Below are 15,152 nucleotides of genomic sequence, written 5' to 3' on the forward strand. Positions count from 1 at the left end.
GGGCAGGGTTGCAGCCCGTCCCGGAGATGAAACGCCTTCGCCACAGGACGAAGGTATCGATATTGGCCAGCAAAGGAGTACACCTATGGCTACCACAATTCAACTGACGCAGTCTTCCTCCGATCTGATCGGCTACCTCAACGGTTGGACGAGCGGTTTTGGTTCGACCTATGGTGCGTTCTACGACGCTCAGACCAGCTCTCTCGCCACCACCACCATCGATCCGAACACGACCTATGAGGCGTGGGGCGATGGCAGCACCGGCGGCAAGGGAATCGTCATGAGCGGCGCTCTGCAGTACTCCCAGGGCAACCTGACGGGTTCGGTCGACAGCATCGTTCTAGGCACCGGCTACAGCCAGTCCACCAGCGGCATCGCCGTCAGCCAGCAGGAACTGCTGATCGATCCCGACAGCGCCTATTCGCTCGCCGGTGCTCGCGATCTTCTCGATCTCGCCGTCTACCAGCTTGCCCGTTTCGGTTCGCTGGCCGGCTTCTATGACTACTTTGCCGCCACTGGCACGGTGATCGAGGACACGGCTGCCTCCAACACCCTGACCGGCTTTGCCGGCGCAGACACCTTCGTATTCTCCGGCGGCAACGACGTTGTGGCGGCTGGCCCGACCGGAACCTACGGCTATCAGGACGGCACGGATACGCTTGACGTTTCCGCCTGGGGGGCAACTTCGGTGGACGATTTGTTGTGGTATAATGATAACGGAAATGCCGTTATCCTTTCTGCCACAGACACGTCCGTCTCCGTCACACTGAATGGCGTCGATGCAAATGTGCTCGACGCATCGGACTTCATTTTCGCCAGCGCATCGGCGCTTGCCGCGTAAAGGAAAATCAGGCTGTGGGCTTTCAAAACCACCAGCAGACACCGCCGCAGTCCCTCACTGCGGCGGTTGTTTCGCCCCTTAAAAGCACATTTCTCGGCGTTGCGCTGGTCAGCGGCGTGGTCAATATACTCGCGCTCACGTCGCCGCTCTTCATGCTGCAGGTTTATGACCGGGTTCTGGCAAGCGGCAGCCTGCCGACGCTGGTCGGAATCGCCATTCTCGCGCTTGGCCTTTATGGCTTCCAGTGCCTGCTCGATATTATCCGCGCCCGCGTTCTGATCCGCATCGGTGAAGATTTCGACATGCGACACTCCGGCAGGGTGCATGATGCGGTGGTGCGCCTGCCGCTCGTCAACCGCATGCCGGGCGACGGGCTGCAGCCGCTGCGTGATCTCGATAATGTGCGCGGTTTTCTCTCCGGCACCGGGCCGACGGCCTTTTTCGATCTGCCGTGGATGCCGCTTTATCTCGGCATATGTTTTCTGTTTCACTTCTGGATCGGTGTGACGGCGCTTGCCGGCGCGATAGTGCTTGTCTCCCTGACGATCCTCACCAATATTTTCTCGCAGAAGCCGATCCGCGACACCATGGTCGAGAATATGGCCCGTAACCGGCAGCTGGAGGCCTCGCGCCGCAATGCCGAAGTCGTGCAGGCCATGGGGCTTGGCGGCCGGCTCGGAAAGCGCTGGCAAACTTCCAACGAGGCTTATCTTGCCGCCAATCGCAAGGCGGGCGATGTGGCCGGCGGTCTCGGCAATATCGCAAAGTCTTTGCGGGTCGTGCTGCAATCGGCCATTCTGGCGGTCGGCGCCTGGCTCGTCATCAATCAGGAGGCCTCGGGTGGCGTGATGATCGCCAGCTCGATCATGATGGGCCGGGCCTTGGCGCCCGTCGATCTCGCCATTTCCAACTGGAAGTCCTTCGTGGCCGCCCGGCAGAGCTGGGCACGGCTGAGGGAGCTTTTTGCGCAGATGCCGGCCAATGCCGCCGCCATGGCCCTGCCGAAGCCCGAAAAGGAATTGCGGGTCGAAAACGTCACCATCGTTCCGCCGGGAGAAAGAAAACCGACCGTTACCGGCCTTGGCTTCATCGTGACCGCCGGAAACGCGCTCGGCGTCATCGGCCCCTCCGGCTCGGGCAAATCCACGCTCGCGCGCATTCTCACCGGCGCGTGGATGCCGGCGGCCGGCAAGGTACGGCTGGACGGTGCAAGTTTCGAGCAGTGGGACCGGGAGGCGCTGGGCCGCCATATCGGCTATCTGCCGCAGGGCGTGGAGCTGTTCGACGGCACGATCGGTGAAAATATCTCCCGTTTCGAGGATAATCCCGATCCTGACGCCATCATCGCGGCGGCCAGGGCTGCGGGCGCGCATGAACTGATCCTGCGTTTCGAAAAGGGGTATGACAGCGATATCGGCGAGGCGGGTTCGGCGCTTTCCGCCGGGCAGCGCCAGCGCATCGGCCTTGCCCGAGCGCTATACCGCGATCCCTTCATCGTGGTGCTGGACGAACCCAACGCCAATCTCGATGCGGAAGGCGAAGCCGCCGTGGTCAAGGCGATTTCCTCGGTCAAGGCGCGGGGCGGCATTGCCGTCGTCGTTGCCCACCGGCCGAGCGCCATCGGTGCTGTCGATTTCATTCTGATGATGGAAGAGGGGAGGATGAAGGCCTTCGGCCCGCGCGACGAGGTCCTGTCGAAGGTACTGCGCGTTCCGCAGGCGCAGGCTGCCAAGGGATTTACCGCATCCGCCCAGACGATCTCGCCGCTGCGCGTCGTCGCCAATACCCAGCCGCAGGCGCTGGTGCTGGAAGACGTCCGTGAAGAGAACAGCCAGGAGGGAGATGCGGATGTCAAACATTGACCAGCGCAGCCATGTGTCTCGCTCCATCCGCAAACATCTTGTTGCCGGCCTTGCTGCGGGTGCAGCGCTGCTGGCCGGCGTCGGCGGATGGGCCGCGACGACCAATCTAGCCGGCGCGGTTGTCGCCTCCGGCCATCTGGTGGTGGATTCCTACAGCAAGAAAGTACAACACCCGAGCGGCGGTGTCGTCGGCGAAATTCTGGTGAATGAGGGCGATAGAGTGAAGGCCGGCGATGTGGTCATGCGCCTTGATGCGACCCAGACCCGCGCCAATCTCGCCATCGTGACCAAGCGTCTGGATGAGCTGAATGCGCGCATGGCAAGGCTGGAGGCCGAGCGCGACGATCTGCCGGAACTCGTCTTTCCGCAGGCGTTGATGGCGCGAAAAGACGATGCCGATGTCGCCTCCGCCATGCGCAGCGAGACCAAGCTGTTCGAATTCCGCAAATCCTATCGCCAAGGGCGCAAAGCACAGCTTTCCGAGCGTATCACCCAGTTCGAACATGAGATCGAAGGGTTGAAGGCGCAGGAAGTCGCCTATGATAACGGCCTTGCCGTGCTGGAGGCTGAAATCACCTCGCAGAAATCCCTGCTTGAACAGGGTGTCGTGTCCGTGCAGCGGCTGAACAGCCTGCAGACGCAGGCCGCGACATTCGGCGGTGAGCGCGGCGAGAAAATCGCCTATCAGGCGCAGACGGCGGGGCGCATCACCGAAACCAGGCTGCAAATCCTGCAGATCGATCAGGAATTGCGCACCGAGGTCGGGCGGGAACTGCGCGAGATACAGGCCCAGATGGGCGAATTCGTCGAGCGCAAGGTTGCCGCCGAAGACCAGCTGAAACGCATCGACATTGTCGCGCCGCAATCAGGCATGGTGCATGAAATGGCCGTGCACACCGTGGGCGGCGTGGTGACGCCGGCGGATCCGATCATGCTCATCGTGCCTGATGGAGACGAGCTGGCGCTGGAGGTGCAGATCGTGCCCAAGGATATCGATCAGCTTCAATTGGGGCAAAAGGCGATGCTGCGCATGACCGCATTCAACCAGCGCGTCACGCCGGAACTGGAAGGCCATGTCAGCCGCATCGCGGCGGATATCACCACCGATCAGCGCAGCGGTCTCTCCTATTATCTGGCACGGATTTCCGTACCGGTCTCCGAGCGGCGGAAGCTGAACAATGCGCCGCTGGTGCCGGGCATGCCGGCCGAGGCCTTCATTCAGACCAGTGAAAGGACGGCGCTGTCCTATATCGCCAAGCCGCTGACCGACCAGATCAGCCGCGCCTTCCGTGAGGAGTAGGAATCTGGGCCCGGTTTCCGGGCTTTATCCGCCTTCGCCAAAACGAAAGGCGGCAAAGCCTTTCGTCTGTGTCGGGATCGCCCAGACGCCGCCCGAAAATGGTGCTTTCGCCAGCCGGTCTTCGGACATGTTGTGCCGGTGTGATGTCAGGAAAAGGATGCTGAAATCAGGTCCTCCGAAGCACGGCATGGTGGGGTGCGGGACGGGCGCTGCGAGCACCTCCGCATGCCTGCCGTCGGGCGTGAAAACGTTCAACAGGCCGGCGGAAACGCCCGCGCTGTAATAGGTGCCGCTGCTGTCGAGGCAGCCGCCATCGGGTCTTCCCGTCTCTTCCGTCATCCGGGCCACCAGCACGCCCTCATCGAATGTGCCGTTTCTGCTGTCGAATTTTCGCCGGCGTATCCATTTTTGGACGGAATCGCTCTGCCACATGATGGAGCCTTCCGGGGAAAAGGCGAGACCGTTCGGGCATGTCAGGCCGGTCTGCATGCGCTCGGCGCTTTTTTCGGTGATCCGCCAAAGTTCACCATGGGGCTCCATGTCCATGAGTGGAACATTGTGCATGGTTCCCACCCAGAAGGCGCCGTCGGGGCCGATCCGTCCGTCATTCAGCCGGCAGGGAATGCCGTCCGGTGACGGGAGGGAGTGGAGAAGGCGTGTTTCGCCACTCTCCGGATCGAGGATGACGATATCCATGCCGCAGGCGACGATGAGATCGCCGTTCCGACAGAGACCGAGACTCGAGACCGTATGGGGAAACGCCCATTCGCGATAAAGGCCGGGCTCAAGCGCTGCGCACCGCACCGCCTTGCCGAGTATATCGCACCAGAAAAGCACCTGTCGCCGCTCATCCCAAACGGGGGATTCTGCAAGCGTGCTCATCGTGTCGCACAGAAGTTTCGCCTGCGACATGGCAAGCGCTTTTTCAGGAGTTGCCGTATTCATGATGCTCGAACCGTTGAAGATGATGGCGCAGAATTATTCGAAATAGTCCTGGTGGTTCTCGAAAACCTGCGAAAGAATGCCGAGGACGCGTCTCAGGTGCTTGCGCAAACCATCGGTCGCACGGGCTTCGTCCCCGGCCTTGATCGCATCGTAAACCGCCTCGTGTTCGGAGAGCAGCCGCGCCATATGCGCCTCGTCGGTGATGGCGAGCGCGCGCAGGCGGTCCAGCCCCGCCTTTTCGCGGATCAATAGCGTCTCCAGCCTCTCAAGCCCCGTCGCGGCGGCAAGCGCGCTATGGAACTGGTCGTCATGTACACGGAAAGCCTTTCTGTCCCCGCGATGCATGGCTGCGCGCTGGCCGGTGAGGGCGTGTTCGATCTCCTGTTCGGCCTCCGCGGTTATGCCGATCTGGCACAGCCTGCAAACCGCAGCGACCTCCAGCGCCTCGCGAATGAATTGCGCGCTGCGAATGTGCTTTTCCGATAATCTGGAGACATAGGTGCCACGGCTTGGCAGGGTGACGATCAGGCCGTCATCCCGCAGGCGGCTCAGCGCTTCGCGCACCGGCGTTCGGCTGGAATTGAACAACTGGCCGATCTCGTTCTCCGAAACCGCCTGGCCGGGAAAAAGCTCCCGGGAAAGGATCGCCGATTTCAGCGCGGAATAGATCTGGTCCACGACCGGACGATTAAGATCCAATCGCTCCATTGTCGGCACGGTCCCACCTGTTACGGGAATTTTTGGCATATACCCTCCAGCGCTTTCATAACCGGTATACCGGAACACAAGTCTGTTGACAACCGGCATACCGGTATGCAAATGATCGCGTATTGGGAAGGAGGCTCCCGAAATGCAAAATATCAAGACCTGCGTCATCGTTGGCGCCGGAATGGTGGCGAAAACGCATGTGCTTGCCTGTGCGGCAAGTCCGGAAAAAATTCGCCTGAAGGGTTTAGTCGATAGCGGCTCCGGTCGCGCCAGGGCGCTGGCCGCCGAAGCGTCGAAACATACTGGATATGAGGTCGTCGTTTATTCCTCGGTCGAGGAAGCAGCGCGCGATGCGGATGTCGATTTCGCCATCATCGCAACGCCGCCGAATGCCCGCATCGATATCGTCGGACAGCTCGCAAAGGCGGGCAAACACATTCTGATGGAAAAGCCCGTCGCCCGGAACACGAAGGAAGCCGGCGGTCTTGTCGCCCTATGTCGTGAGGCCGGCGTCACGCTTGGCATCATCTTCCAGCACCGCATGCGGGCTGCATCGCAAAAAGCCCGCGAGCTTGTGGATGGCGGGACGCTCGGAGCGCTCGGTCTCTGCGAAATTTCCGTGCCGTGGTGGCGCGCGCAATCCTATTATGATGAACCCGGCCGCGGCACTCTGGCGCGCGACGGCGGCGGTGTTCTGATCTCCCAGGCAATCCACACCATCGATCTGGCGCTGAGCCTTACAGGGCCGGTCTCGCGCGTTCAGGCCATGGCAGCGACGACGCGGTTTCATCGCATGGAAACCGAAGATTACGTCGCGGCCGGCCTTCGTTTCAAGAATGGCGCCGTCGGCTCGCTGGTCGCAAGCACCGCAAGTTTCCCCGGCGCTCCGGAATCGATTGTCCTGCATTTCGACAATGCCAGCCTGCGGCTCGCCTCGGGCCTCCTGCATGTCGACTGGCGCGATGGCCGGCAGGAGACCTTTGGCGGCGCGGCATCCGGCACGGGCGGCGGCGCCGACCCCATGGCTTTCACGCATGAATGGCATCAGGGCGTCTTCGAAGATTTCGCAGACGCCATCTCCTCAGGGCGCGCCCCGGTCGTCACCGGCGAAGCGGCTCTTTTGTCTCACAGATTGATCGACGCGATCATCAACTCGGCCGACACCGGCAAGGAAGTGGAACTGCAGGATGACTAAAGCAATCAAGTTCGTCGCTCTCGGGATTGAGCACCGGCACATTTTCGGCATGGCCCAGAACATGCTGGATGCCGGCGCAGAATTCGCCGGCTGGTGGACCGAAGGCGAGCCAGACGTGGTGGAAGGCTTCGTCAAGCGCTTCCCGGATGTGCCGCGCGCGACCTCCAAGGAAGCTCTGCTGGCCGATGGCAGCATCGATCTCGTGCTGATCGCCGACATTCCCTCCAAGCGCGCCGATCTCGCAATCGCCGCCATGGAAGCCGGCAAGGACGTCATGTCCGACAAGCCCGGCTGCACCACCTTCGAACAGCTCGATCGCCTTCGCCAGACCGTGGCAAAGACCAAGCGTATCTGGACCGTCGATTTCTCCGAACGCTTTGAAGTTCCGAGCGTGACCAAGGCGGCTGAACTCGTCGCGCAGGGCGCCATCGGCCGCGTCATCCAGACCGTTGGCCTCGGCCCGCATCGTCTGAACCGCCAGATTCGTCCGAAGTGGTTCTTCGAGCGCGAAGCTTACGGTGGCATCATCACCGATATCGCCAGCCACCAGATCGACCAGTTCATGTTCTTCACCGGCTCGACCGAAGTGGAGATCGTGGCCGCCACCGTTGCAAATTATGCCAACCCCGGTGATCCGGGCCTGCAGGATTTCGGCGAAGTCGTGCTGCGCGGCGACAAGGGTCATGGGTATATCCGCGTCGACTGGTACACGCCCGATGCGCTGCCGACCTGGGGCGACGGCCGCCTGACGATCCTCGGCACCGAGGGTTACATCGAGCTGCGTAAATATGTCGATGTCGGCAACAAGGAAGGCACCGACCGCCTCGTTCTCGTGAATGGCGACCGCTGCGAATATATCGATGCCTCCGGTGCCGGCCTGCCCTATTTCGGCCGCCTGTGCGACGACATCCGCAACCGCACCGAAACGGCGATGACGCAGGAGCATGTGTTCAAGGTATGCGACCTGTCGCTGCAGGCGCAGGCCAAGGCCGAAGGAGCAAAGGCATGATTGGCGTCGCAATCGTTGGTGCCGGCATCGGCGCCCTGCATCTGAAGGGTTATCAGGCGTTGCCGGAGCGCTTCTCCGTCAAGGCGATCTGCGACCTCGATCTCGAGCGCGCCCGCTCCGTGGCGGGTGAGGATACGTCCATCCGTCTGACGACCGATCTCGATGAGATTCTGGCCGATGAGAGCATCCAGCTCATCGACGTCTGCCTGCCGCCGCACCTCCATTTTCCCGTGACGCTGAAGGCACATGCGGCGGGCAAGGATGTGGTTTGCGAAAAGCCGCTGGTCCGCTCGCTTGAGGAGGCAAATGCGCTCATCGACTCCGTCAAAAAGACCGGCCGTGGCGTGTTTCCCGTCTTCCAGTACCGTTTCGGACATGCGATGCGGCAGCTTCGCGCGCTCATCGATGCCGGCCTTGCGGGCAAGGCCTTTGTCGCGAGTTCGGAAGTTCACTGGAACCGTGGCGCCAGCTATTACGATATTCCGTGGCGCGGTACGTGGAAGGGCGAGTGCGGCGGCGCTATCCTTGGCCATGCCATCCACGCCCATGATCTTCTCTGCCATGTTCTCGGCCCCGTCGACGAAGTGTTCGCCATGGCCGATACGCGCGTCAACACGATCGAAACCGAAGATTGCGCGGCGCTCAGCTTCCGCATGAAAAGCGGTGCGCTGGCGACGAGCTCGGTGACGCTCGGTGCCGCCGAAGATACGTCCCGACTCCGCTTCTGCTTCGAAGGCTTCACCGCCGAGAGCGGCACGCTGCCCTATCGCCCGGCCGAAGACACATGGCGTTTCATCGCCCGTGCACCGACCACGCAGGACCAGATCGACGCTGTTCTGGCGACGGTCGCCGATGGCGAAAACGGCTTTGCCGGTTTTGTCGAAGCCATTGCCGACGCGATGGAAGGACGCGGCGGCAAGGAAGTGACCGTGAACGACGGCTTGCAGTCCATCGAACTCGTCACCGCCATCTATCGCTCGGTCAGGGAAGGAAAGCCGGTCCGCCTGTCCGACGCCGCAGAAGGCGAATGGATCAAGGGCTGGGCTCCGCGCGCATCCGCCAACGCATAATCATCTAAGGGAGGAAAAGAGATGATCGGTAAATACAGCATGGCATTGGCGCTCGCCATTGGCGCGGCGTCCTTTGCAGGCACCGCCCAGGCGGCTGAGGAAGTGCGCTTCACCTGCGCTTATGACGGCAACGGCTGCGAAATTCTGAAAGACATTCTCGCGCGTTACGAAAAGCAGCATCCGGACGTGAAGATCGTCACCGACGTCGTACCCTACAAGGCGCTGCTGGAAGGCCTGCCCGTGCAGCTAGCCGGCGGCAGCGGCCCGGATTTCGCAACCGTGACCGACCTTGGCGGCCTAAACCGCTATTATCTCGATCTCACGCCCTATGTGGACGCGAAATATTGGGAAGACAATTTCTCCAACGTGCTGAAATGGTATCGCAGCGGCCCTGACGACAAGGGCATCTACGGCATGCATACCCAGCTCACCATCACCGGCGCCTTCATCAACCGCACTTTGTTCGATCAGGCCAATGTCGCGGTTCCCGGCAAGGATGCGACGCTGGACGACTGGGCGAAGGCTGCAAATGCCGTCGCCAAGGCAACCGGTACGCCTTACCCGATGGCCATCGACCGTTCCGGCCACCGCATTGCCGGCCCGGCCATTTCCTATGGCGCGAAGATTTTCGATGCGGACGGCAAGCCCATTCTGGTCGATGAAGGTTTCACGACGTTCGTGAAGAAATTCGTCGAATGGAACAAGGACGGCACCATGGCGCGTGACGTATGGGCCGGGCAGGGCGGCAATACCTATCGCGATGCCGCACAGGAATTCATCAACGGCCAGCTCGTCTATTATTACTCGGGCAGCTGGCAGACTGCGCGTTTCGACAGCCAGGTGGGCGATGCGTTCGACTGGGAAGTCGTGCCGCAGCCCTGCGGTGGCGCAGCCTGCACCGGCATGCCTGGTGGTACCGGCATCGTCGGCTTCAAGCAGACCAAAAACCCGAAGATCGTTGCCGATATCCTGAACTTCATGGCTCAGGACGAGAATTATCTCGACTTCACCGTTCGCACCCGCAACGTTCCGGCCCACAAGGCCGTGGCCGACAAGGGTGTGACCTATACCGGTGCGACGCCTGCGACGCAGAAGGCCATGAACGCCTGGCTGGATCAGATTCCCGGCCTCAGCCCGATTGCCTATGCCTATCAGGGTTACAAGAACAATCGCGCCATGTTCAACATCTCCGTCCAGCGCATCACGCAGGCCATCGTCGGTGAAAGCACCGTTGATGAGGCCATGGCCCGCGCGAAGACGGACCTCGAGGAAGCGTTGAAACAGGCGAAGTGATCCATCGCCTTCCGGCGCGGCGTATGCCGCGCCGCGCCGGATCGAAGGAGGACCCTCATGTATAAATTTCTTGCGCCCGCGATGGGCATCGTCGAACTGCCCTTTGCCTTTCTGCAAAAGGTTCTCGGCCATCGGCGAATTGCCTGGGTGTTTCTCACACCCAATCTGATCCTGTTTGCGGTCTTCGCCTTTCTGCCGATCGTGCTGAACATGGCCTATTCCGTGACCGGCAGCGAACACATATTGCTTTCCGAACGCCCTGCCGTGGGCGGCGAAAATTTCTCGGTCCTTCTTTCCTGTCAGAACTACCTCGATCCCAATTCCTGTCAGCGCGACCTGTTCTGGCGCTCCGTCTGGAACACGCTGTTCTTCGTCGTGCTGCAGGTGGGTTTCATGGTCGGCTTTTCGCTGATCACGGCCATCGTGCTTAATCGCGATATCCGCGCCCGTGGCTTTTTTCGCGCGGTCTTCTTCTTCCCGGTTCTCTTGTCACCCGTCGTGGTCGCGCTGATCTGGAAGTGGATTCTCCAGCGTTTCGGCGTTCTCAACGCCGCAATGGAGGGGCTCGGCCTCGGTTCGGTGGACTGGTTGCTCGAGGCCAATCTGGCCTTCGGCTGGTCGGTCTTCCTGTCGGTGTGGGCGCATATGGGCTTCTATACGCTCATTCTCCTCGCCGGCCTGCAGGCGATCCCGCGCGATGTCTACGAGGCGGCGCAGCTGGACAAGGCAAGCCCATGGCGCATCTTCCGGCGCATTACCCTGCCGCTGCTTGCGCCCACCATGCTTGTCGTTCTCGTCCTGTCGGTCATCAAGGGCGTGCAGACTTTCGATGAAGTCTTTGCCTTTACCGGCGGTGGCCCCGGTTCGGCGACCACCTTCATCATTCAATTCATCTATCAGACCGGCTTTGCCGGGACGCCCCGCAATTTCGGCCTTGCGGCTGCCGCTTCGCTGCTGCTCGCCGTCGTCCTCGTGGTGCTGACCGCCCTGCAATTCCGGGCAAACAGGAGCAAGGTCGATGGCTAGGATTGGCGCATTTCTGACCCGTACCCGCGGCCGCAACGGCAAGCTGCACTGGACCGACTGGCTGTCCTACGCCTATCTCGGCGTGGCGGTGCTGATGATGTTCGGTCCCGTCGTCTGGCTCGTGCTTTCCTCGTTCAAGACGGAGGCCGATCTCCAGCGCTTTCCGCCGCGCCTCCTGCCCTATACGCAAGAAACCGTGGTGGTGGATGGGCAGGCAGCGCCGCTGCCGGCCTATGTCGACAAGGATGGCCGCAAGTTCGGCATGGTCCGCCGCATCGGTCTCGTGGCCCAGGTGGTTGACCCGGCCAAGCCAACCGAAGTCCTGAAGATGCCGTTCAACGAGCTGAAACCGGCTGAAAAAGTGGCGCTGGCGACGGAAAACTACACCGAGCTTTTCCAGCGCTTCAATTTCCCGCTCTATTTCTGGAACTCGACCTTCATCACGGTGACCTCCACCATCATCATGCTGATCGTCAATTCCATGGCGGCCTTCGCGCTCTCGAAATACCAGTTCAAGGGCAGGGGGGCGGTGCTGGCGTTGGTTGTCGGCACGCTGATGATCCCGCAGACCGTCGTGCTGGTGCCGCTGTTTCTCATCACCAGCCAGCTCGGCATGATCAACAGTCTCTGGGGCGTCATCATTCCCGGTGCAGCGACACCCACGGGCGTCTTCCTGCTGCGGCAATATATGCTGACGATCCCGGATGAAATCCTTGATGCTGCCCGCATGGACAAGGCGAGCGAGTGGAAGATCTACTGGCGCATCATTCTGCCGCTTTCGGCTCCGGCGCTTGCCGTTCTTGCCATCCTTGCGATCATGTGGCGCTGGAACGACTTCCTCTGGCCGCTGATCGTTCTGACCCGCAACGACAACTTCACCCTGCAACTGGCGCTCAACTCCTTTCAGGGGGAGATGACGACGGAATGGAGCAACCTTCTGGCCATGACGGTGCTGACACTCGCCCCGATCGCGCTGGTCTTCATGTTCCTGCAAAAATACATCGCCACCGGCATTGCATCGACGGGCGGCAAATAATCCTCAGGGAGGAAACACGACAATGGCAAGTATAGAGCTTCGTCAGGTCAAAAAGACATATGGTGCCCTCGATGTGATCAAGGGTGTCGATCTCGATATCAAACACGGCGAATTCTGTGTTTTCGTCGGCCCTTCCGGCTGCGGCAAGTCGACCCTGCTGCGCATGATCTCCGGTCTCGAAGAACTGAGCGGCGGCGATATCGTCATCGGCGGTGATGTGGTCAACACGGTGCCGGCCGCAGATCGTGGCCTTGCCATGGTGTTTCAGTCCTATGCCCTTTATCCGCATATGACGGTGCGTGAAAACCTGTCCTTCGGGCTTGAGAACATCGGCACCTCCAAAAAGGATATCGCCGAAAAGATCTCCCAGGTTTCCAAGATGCTGCAGATCGACCAGCTTCTGGAGCGCCGCCCCAAGGACCTGTCGGGTGGCCAGCGCCAGCGCGTCGCCATCGGCCGCGCCGTCGTGCGCGAGCCGCGTGTGTTCCTTTTCGATGAGCCGCTTTCCAACCTCGATGCGGAACTGCGCGTCGACATGCGCGGCGAGATTTCAAGCCTGCACCGGCGTCTCGGCAATACCATGATCTACGTGACGCACGATCAGGTGGAAGCCATGACCATGGCCGACAAGATCGCCGTCCTGCGTGCCGGCAAGCTGGAGCAATTCGGTGTGCCGCTCGATCTTTATAACCGCCCGGCCAATCTCTTCGTGGCAGGCTTCATCGGTTCGCCGAAGATGAACTTTTTTGCCGGCGAAGTGACCTCGGATGCAACGCCGTCCCTGAAGATCGCGACCGGCGAATTGATCCCGCTACCGCAGACCGGCTTTTCCTATAAGCCCGGCCAGAAGGTGACGCTCGGCGTCCGCCCGAACCATGTGCAGCCCGGTGAGGGCGGCGCGCTGACCATGTCTGTGCGCACCGCAGAACAGCTGGGCGGGGAATCCTATCTCTATGGTAATCTCGGCGACGGCACTCCGGTAACGCTGCATCTTTCCGGCCAGACCTCGACTTCGGCGGGAGAAGTTATCCGCCTGTCGGCGCCGCTGGAACACATTCATCTTTTCGATACGACGAGCGGGCTGACGCTCCGGCAGGACTGACAGCCTTTGGCGCAACCCGCAACGCAGGACCATTGACATGACCGATAAAAAACTCCGTTCCGACCGCTGGTTCGCACCCGATGACCTGCGCAGCTTCGGCCACCGCTCACGCATGATGCAGCTCGGTTATGCGGAGGAGGATTTTGTCGGCAAACCCGTCATCGGTATCCTGAACACCTGGTCGGAGCTGAATACCTGTCACTCGCATTTCCCGGAAAGGGTGAAGGACGTGAAACGCGGCGTGTTGCAGGCCGGTGGTTTCCCCGTCGAAATGCCGTCGCTTTCGGTCGATGAGAGCTTCACCAAGCCGACATCGATGCTCTATCGCAATATGCTGGCGATGGAGACGGAAGAAATGATCCGCTCGCATCCGCTCGACGGGGTGGTGCTGATGGGTGGTTGCGACAAGACGACGCCCGGCCTCGTCATGGGCGCGATCTCGGCCGGTGTGCCGATGATCTATCTGCCGGCCGGCCCGATGCTGCGTGGCAACTATGCCGGCAAGGTTCTGGGTTCGGGTTCGGATGCGTGGAAATATTGGGACGAGCGCCGTGCCGGCAACGTCACCGACGAGGAATGGCGCGGCGTGCAGGGCGGCATCGCCCGCTCCGCCGGTGTGTGCATGACCATGGGCACCGCCTCGACCATGACCGCCATCACCGACGCCCTTGGCCTCACCCTGCCGGGAGCATCCTCCATTCCGGCGGTCGATTCCGGACATCAGCGCATGTCCGCCGCCTGCGGCCGCCGCATCGTTGAGATGGTGTCGGAAGACTTGACACCAAACCAGATACTGACAGCGGCGGCTTTCCGTAATGCCGCAATTGTTGCGATGGCCACCGGTTGCTCCACCAATGCCGTCGTGCATCTGATCGCCATGGCGCGGCGCGCCGGCGTTCCGATGACGCTGGATGAACTGGACGAACTTGGCCGGGTCACGCCGCTCATCGCTAATGTCCGCCCCTCCGGCAAAGACTATCTGATGGAGGACTTCTATTACGCCGGCGGCCTGCGGGCGCTGATGAAGCAGCTCGAAAGCCGTCTCGACTGTTCGGCGCTCACCGTGACCGGCCGCAGCATGGGCGAAAATCTCGAGGGTGCGAAGGTCTATAATGACGACGTCATTCGCTCGCTCGATAATCCCGTCTATGCGGAAGGCTCGCTTGCGGTGCTGCGCGGCAATCTTTGTCCGGATGGCGCTGTCATCAAGCCCGCCGCCTGCGATCCGAAATATCATGTTCACGAAGGCCCGGCGCTGGTCTTCGACAGTTATCCGGAGATGAAGAAGGCAATTGACGACGAAAACCTCGATGTCACGCCGGATCATGTGCTGGTGCTGCGCAATGCCGGTCCGCTGGGCGGTCCCGGTTTTCCGGAATGGGGCATGCTGCCCATCCCGAAGGCGCTGATCAAGAAGGGTCACCGCGACATGGTGCGCATTTCGGATGCCCGCATGTCCGGCACCTCCTATGGCGCCTGCGTGCTGCATGTCGCGCCGGAAAGCTTCGTCGGCGGCCCGCTGGCGCTTCTGAAGACCGGCGATATCGTGCGCCTCGATCTGCCGCAGCGCCGCCTCGACATGCTGGTCAGCGAAGAGGAAATCGCCAGCCGCCGCGCCGCCTGGCAGGCGCCCGCGCCGCGTTATGAACGCGGTTATGGTTATCTCTTCTCCAAGCATGTCACGCAGGCCGATCAAGGCTGCGATTTCGACTTCCTGCAGACGGATTTCGGCCGCACCGCCGGCGAGCCCGATATTTTCTGAGGA

Annotated in this window: 13 protein-coding genes; 11 read left to right on the forward strand and 2 right to left on the reverse strand. The window is 61.2% G+C overall.

What is annotated here, in order from left to right; translation table 11 throughout:
• Nucleotides 1-85: 85 nt before the first annotated feature.
• The 3 genes from F3H58_RS07680 to F3H58_RS07690 are packed head-to-tail and all read left to right on the forward strand — an operon-like array spanning nucleotide 86 to nucleotide 4,003.
• Nucleotides 86-841: a hypothetical protein gene (locus F3H58_RS07680; protein WP_080857326.1), complete on the forward strand. Its 756-nt coding sequence runs from the start codon at nucleotides 86-88 to the stop codon at nucleotides 839-841.
• Nucleotides 842-855: 14 nt separating this feature from the next.
• Nucleotides 856-2,703, forward strand: a complete 1,848-nt coding sequence (locus tag F3H58_RS07685; protein WP_149741785.1) for a type I secretion system permease/ATPase — start codon at nucleotides 856-858, stop codon at nucleotides 2,701-2,703.
• Nucleotides 2,690-4,003 (forward strand): HlyD family type I secretion periplasmic adaptor subunit, encoded by a 1,314-nt coding sequence (locus F3H58_RS07690; protein ID WP_149741786.1) that lies wholly within the window; start codon nucleotides 2,690-2,692, stop codon nucleotides 4,001-4,003. Before F3H58_RS07685 ends, F3H58_RS07690 begins: the two co-directional genes overlap by 14 nt.
• 24 nt (nucleotides 4,004-4,027) lie before the next feature.
• Here the strand turns inward: F3H58_RS07690 and F3H58_RS07695 are convergent, their stop codons facing one another.
• Both F3H58_RS07695 and F3H58_RS07700 read right to left on the reverse strand, forming a co-directional pair.
• Nucleotides 4,028-4,948: an SMP-30/gluconolactonase/LRE family protein gene (locus tag F3H58_RS07695; RefSeq protein WP_188128815.1), complete on the reverse strand. Its 921-nt coding sequence runs from the start codon at nucleotides 4,946-4,948 to the stop codon at nucleotides 4,028-4,030.
• Between the two features lie 33 nt (nucleotides 4,949-4,981).
• Nucleotides 4,982-5,695: a GntR family transcriptional regulator gene (locus F3H58_RS07700; RefSeq protein ID WP_035240481.1), complete on the reverse strand. Its 714-nt coding sequence runs from the start codon at nucleotides 5,693-5,695 to the stop codon at nucleotides 4,982-4,984.
• A gap of 103 nt (nucleotides 5,696-5,798) precedes the next feature.
• On the opposite strand from F3H58_RS07700, the gene F3H58_RS07705 reads away from it, so the two are divergent.
• The 8 genes from F3H58_RS07705 to araD are packed head-to-tail and all read left to right on the forward strand — an operon-like array spanning nucleotide 5,799 to nucleotide 15,149.
• Nucleotides 5,799-6,851, forward strand: a complete 1,053-nt coding sequence (locus F3H58_RS07705) for a Gfo/Idh/MocA family protein (RefSeq protein ID WP_149741787.1) — start codon at nucleotides 5,799-5,801, stop codon at nucleotides 6,849-6,851.
• Nucleotides 6,844-7,860: a Gfo/Idh/MocA family protein gene (locus F3H58_RS07710; RefSeq protein WP_149741788.1), complete on the forward strand. Its 1,017-nt coding sequence runs from the start codon at nucleotides 6,844-6,846 to the stop codon at nucleotides 7,858-7,860. The genes F3H58_RS07705 and F3H58_RS07710 overlap by 8 nt, the downstream gene beginning before the upstream one ends.
• Nucleotides 7,857-8,930: a Gfo/Idh/MocA family protein gene (locus tag F3H58_RS07715; RefSeq protein ID WP_020813259.1), complete on the forward strand. Its 1,074-nt coding sequence runs from the start codon at nucleotides 7,857-7,859 to the stop codon at nucleotides 8,928-8,930. The genes F3H58_RS07710 and F3H58_RS07715 overlap by 4 nt, the downstream gene beginning before the upstream one ends.
• Nucleotides 8,931-8,951: 21 nt before the next feature.
• Complete coding sequence (locus tag F3H58_RS07720; RefSeq protein ID WP_149741789.1) at nucleotides 8,952-10,223, forward strand: ABC transporter substrate-binding protein; 1,272 nt, start codon at nucleotides 8,952-8,954, stop codon at nucleotides 10,221-10,223.
• Nucleotides 10,224-10,280: 57 nt separating this feature from the next.
• Nucleotides 10,281-11,249 (forward strand): carbohydrate ABC transporter permease, encoded by a 969-nt coding sequence (locus F3H58_RS07725; RefSeq protein WP_149741790.1) that lies wholly within the window; start codon nucleotides 10,281-10,283, stop codon nucleotides 11,247-11,249.
• Nucleotides 11,242-12,285 (forward strand): carbohydrate ABC transporter permease, encoded by a 1,044-nt coding sequence (locus F3H58_RS07730; protein WP_149741791.1) that lies wholly within the window; start codon nucleotides 11,242-11,244, stop codon nucleotides 12,283-12,285. The genes F3H58_RS07725 and F3H58_RS07730 overlap by 8 nt, the downstream gene beginning before the upstream one ends.
• 22 nt (nucleotides 12,286-12,307) lie before the next feature.
• Nucleotides 12,308-13,387 (forward strand): ABC transporter ATP-binding protein, encoded by a 1,080-nt coding sequence (locus tag F3H58_RS07735; RefSeq protein WP_003524613.1) that lies wholly within the window; start codon nucleotides 12,308-12,310, stop codon nucleotides 13,385-13,387.
• 37 nt (nucleotides 13,388-13,424) lie between these two features.
• Nucleotides 13,425-15,149, forward strand: a complete 1,725-nt coding sequence (araD, locus tag F3H58_RS07740) for an L-arabinonate dehydratase (protein ID WP_149741792.1) — start codon at nucleotides 13,425-13,427, stop codon at nucleotides 15,147-15,149.
• The last annotated feature ends 3 nt before the right edge of the window (nucleotides 15,150-15,152 follow it).

The sequence above is a fragment of the Rhizobium sp. NFACC06-2 genome (assembly GCF_900101425.1).
Classification (GTDB): domain Bacteria; phylum Pseudomonadota; class Alphaproteobacteria; order Rhizobiales; family Rhizobiaceae; genus Agrobacterium; species Agrobacterium leguminum.

Bases quoted from the DNA above. Each gene is read 5' to 3' on its own strand.
- F3H58_RS07735 (WP_003524613.1), top strand. From the start codon at position 12,308: ATGGCAAGTATAGAGCTTCGTCAGGTCAAAAAGACATATGGTGCCCTC.
- F3H58_RS07730 (WP_149741791.1), top strand. From the start codon at position 11,242: ATGGCTAGGATTGGCGCATTTCTGACCCGTACCCGCGGCCGCAACGGC.
- F3H58_RS07710 (WP_149741788.1), top strand. From the start codon at position 6,844: ATGACTAAAGCAATCAAGTTCGTCGCTCTCGGGATTGAGCACCGGCAC.
- F3H58_RS07700 (WP_035240481.1), bottom strand. From the start codon at position 5,695: ATGCCAAAAATTCCCGTAACAGGTGGGACCGTGCCGACAATGGAGCGA.
- F3H58_RS07720 (WP_149741789.1), top strand. From the start codon at position 8,952: ATGATCGGTAAATACAGCATGGCATTGGCGCTCGCCATTGGCGCGGCG.
- F3H58_RS07725 (WP_149741790.1), top strand. From the start codon at position 10,281: ATGTATAAATTTCTTGCGCCCGCGATGGGCATCGTCGAACTGCCCTTT.
- F3H58_RS07695 (WP_188128815.1), bottom strand. From the start codon at position 4,948: ATGAATACGGCAACTCCTGAAAAAGCGCTTGCCATGTCGCAGGCGAAA.
- F3H58_RS07715 (WP_020813259.1), top strand. From the start codon at position 7,857: ATGATTGGCGTCGCAATCGTTGGTGCCGGCATCGGCGCCCTGCATCTG.
- araD (WP_149741792.1), top strand. From the start codon at position 13,425: ATGACCGATAAAAAACTCCGTTCCGACCGCTGGTTCGCACCCGATGAC.
- F3H58_RS07705 (WP_149741787.1), top strand. From the start codon at position 5,799: ATGCAAAATATCAAGACCTGCGTCATCGTTGGCGCCGGAATGGTGGCG.
- F3H58_RS07690 (WP_149741786.1), top strand. From the start codon at position 2,690: ATGTCAAACATTGACCAGCGCAGCCATGTGTCTCGCTCCATCCGCAAA.
- F3H58_RS07680 (WP_080857326.1), top strand. From the start codon at position 86: ATGGCTACCACAATTCAACTGACGCAGTCTTCCTCCGATCTGATCGGC.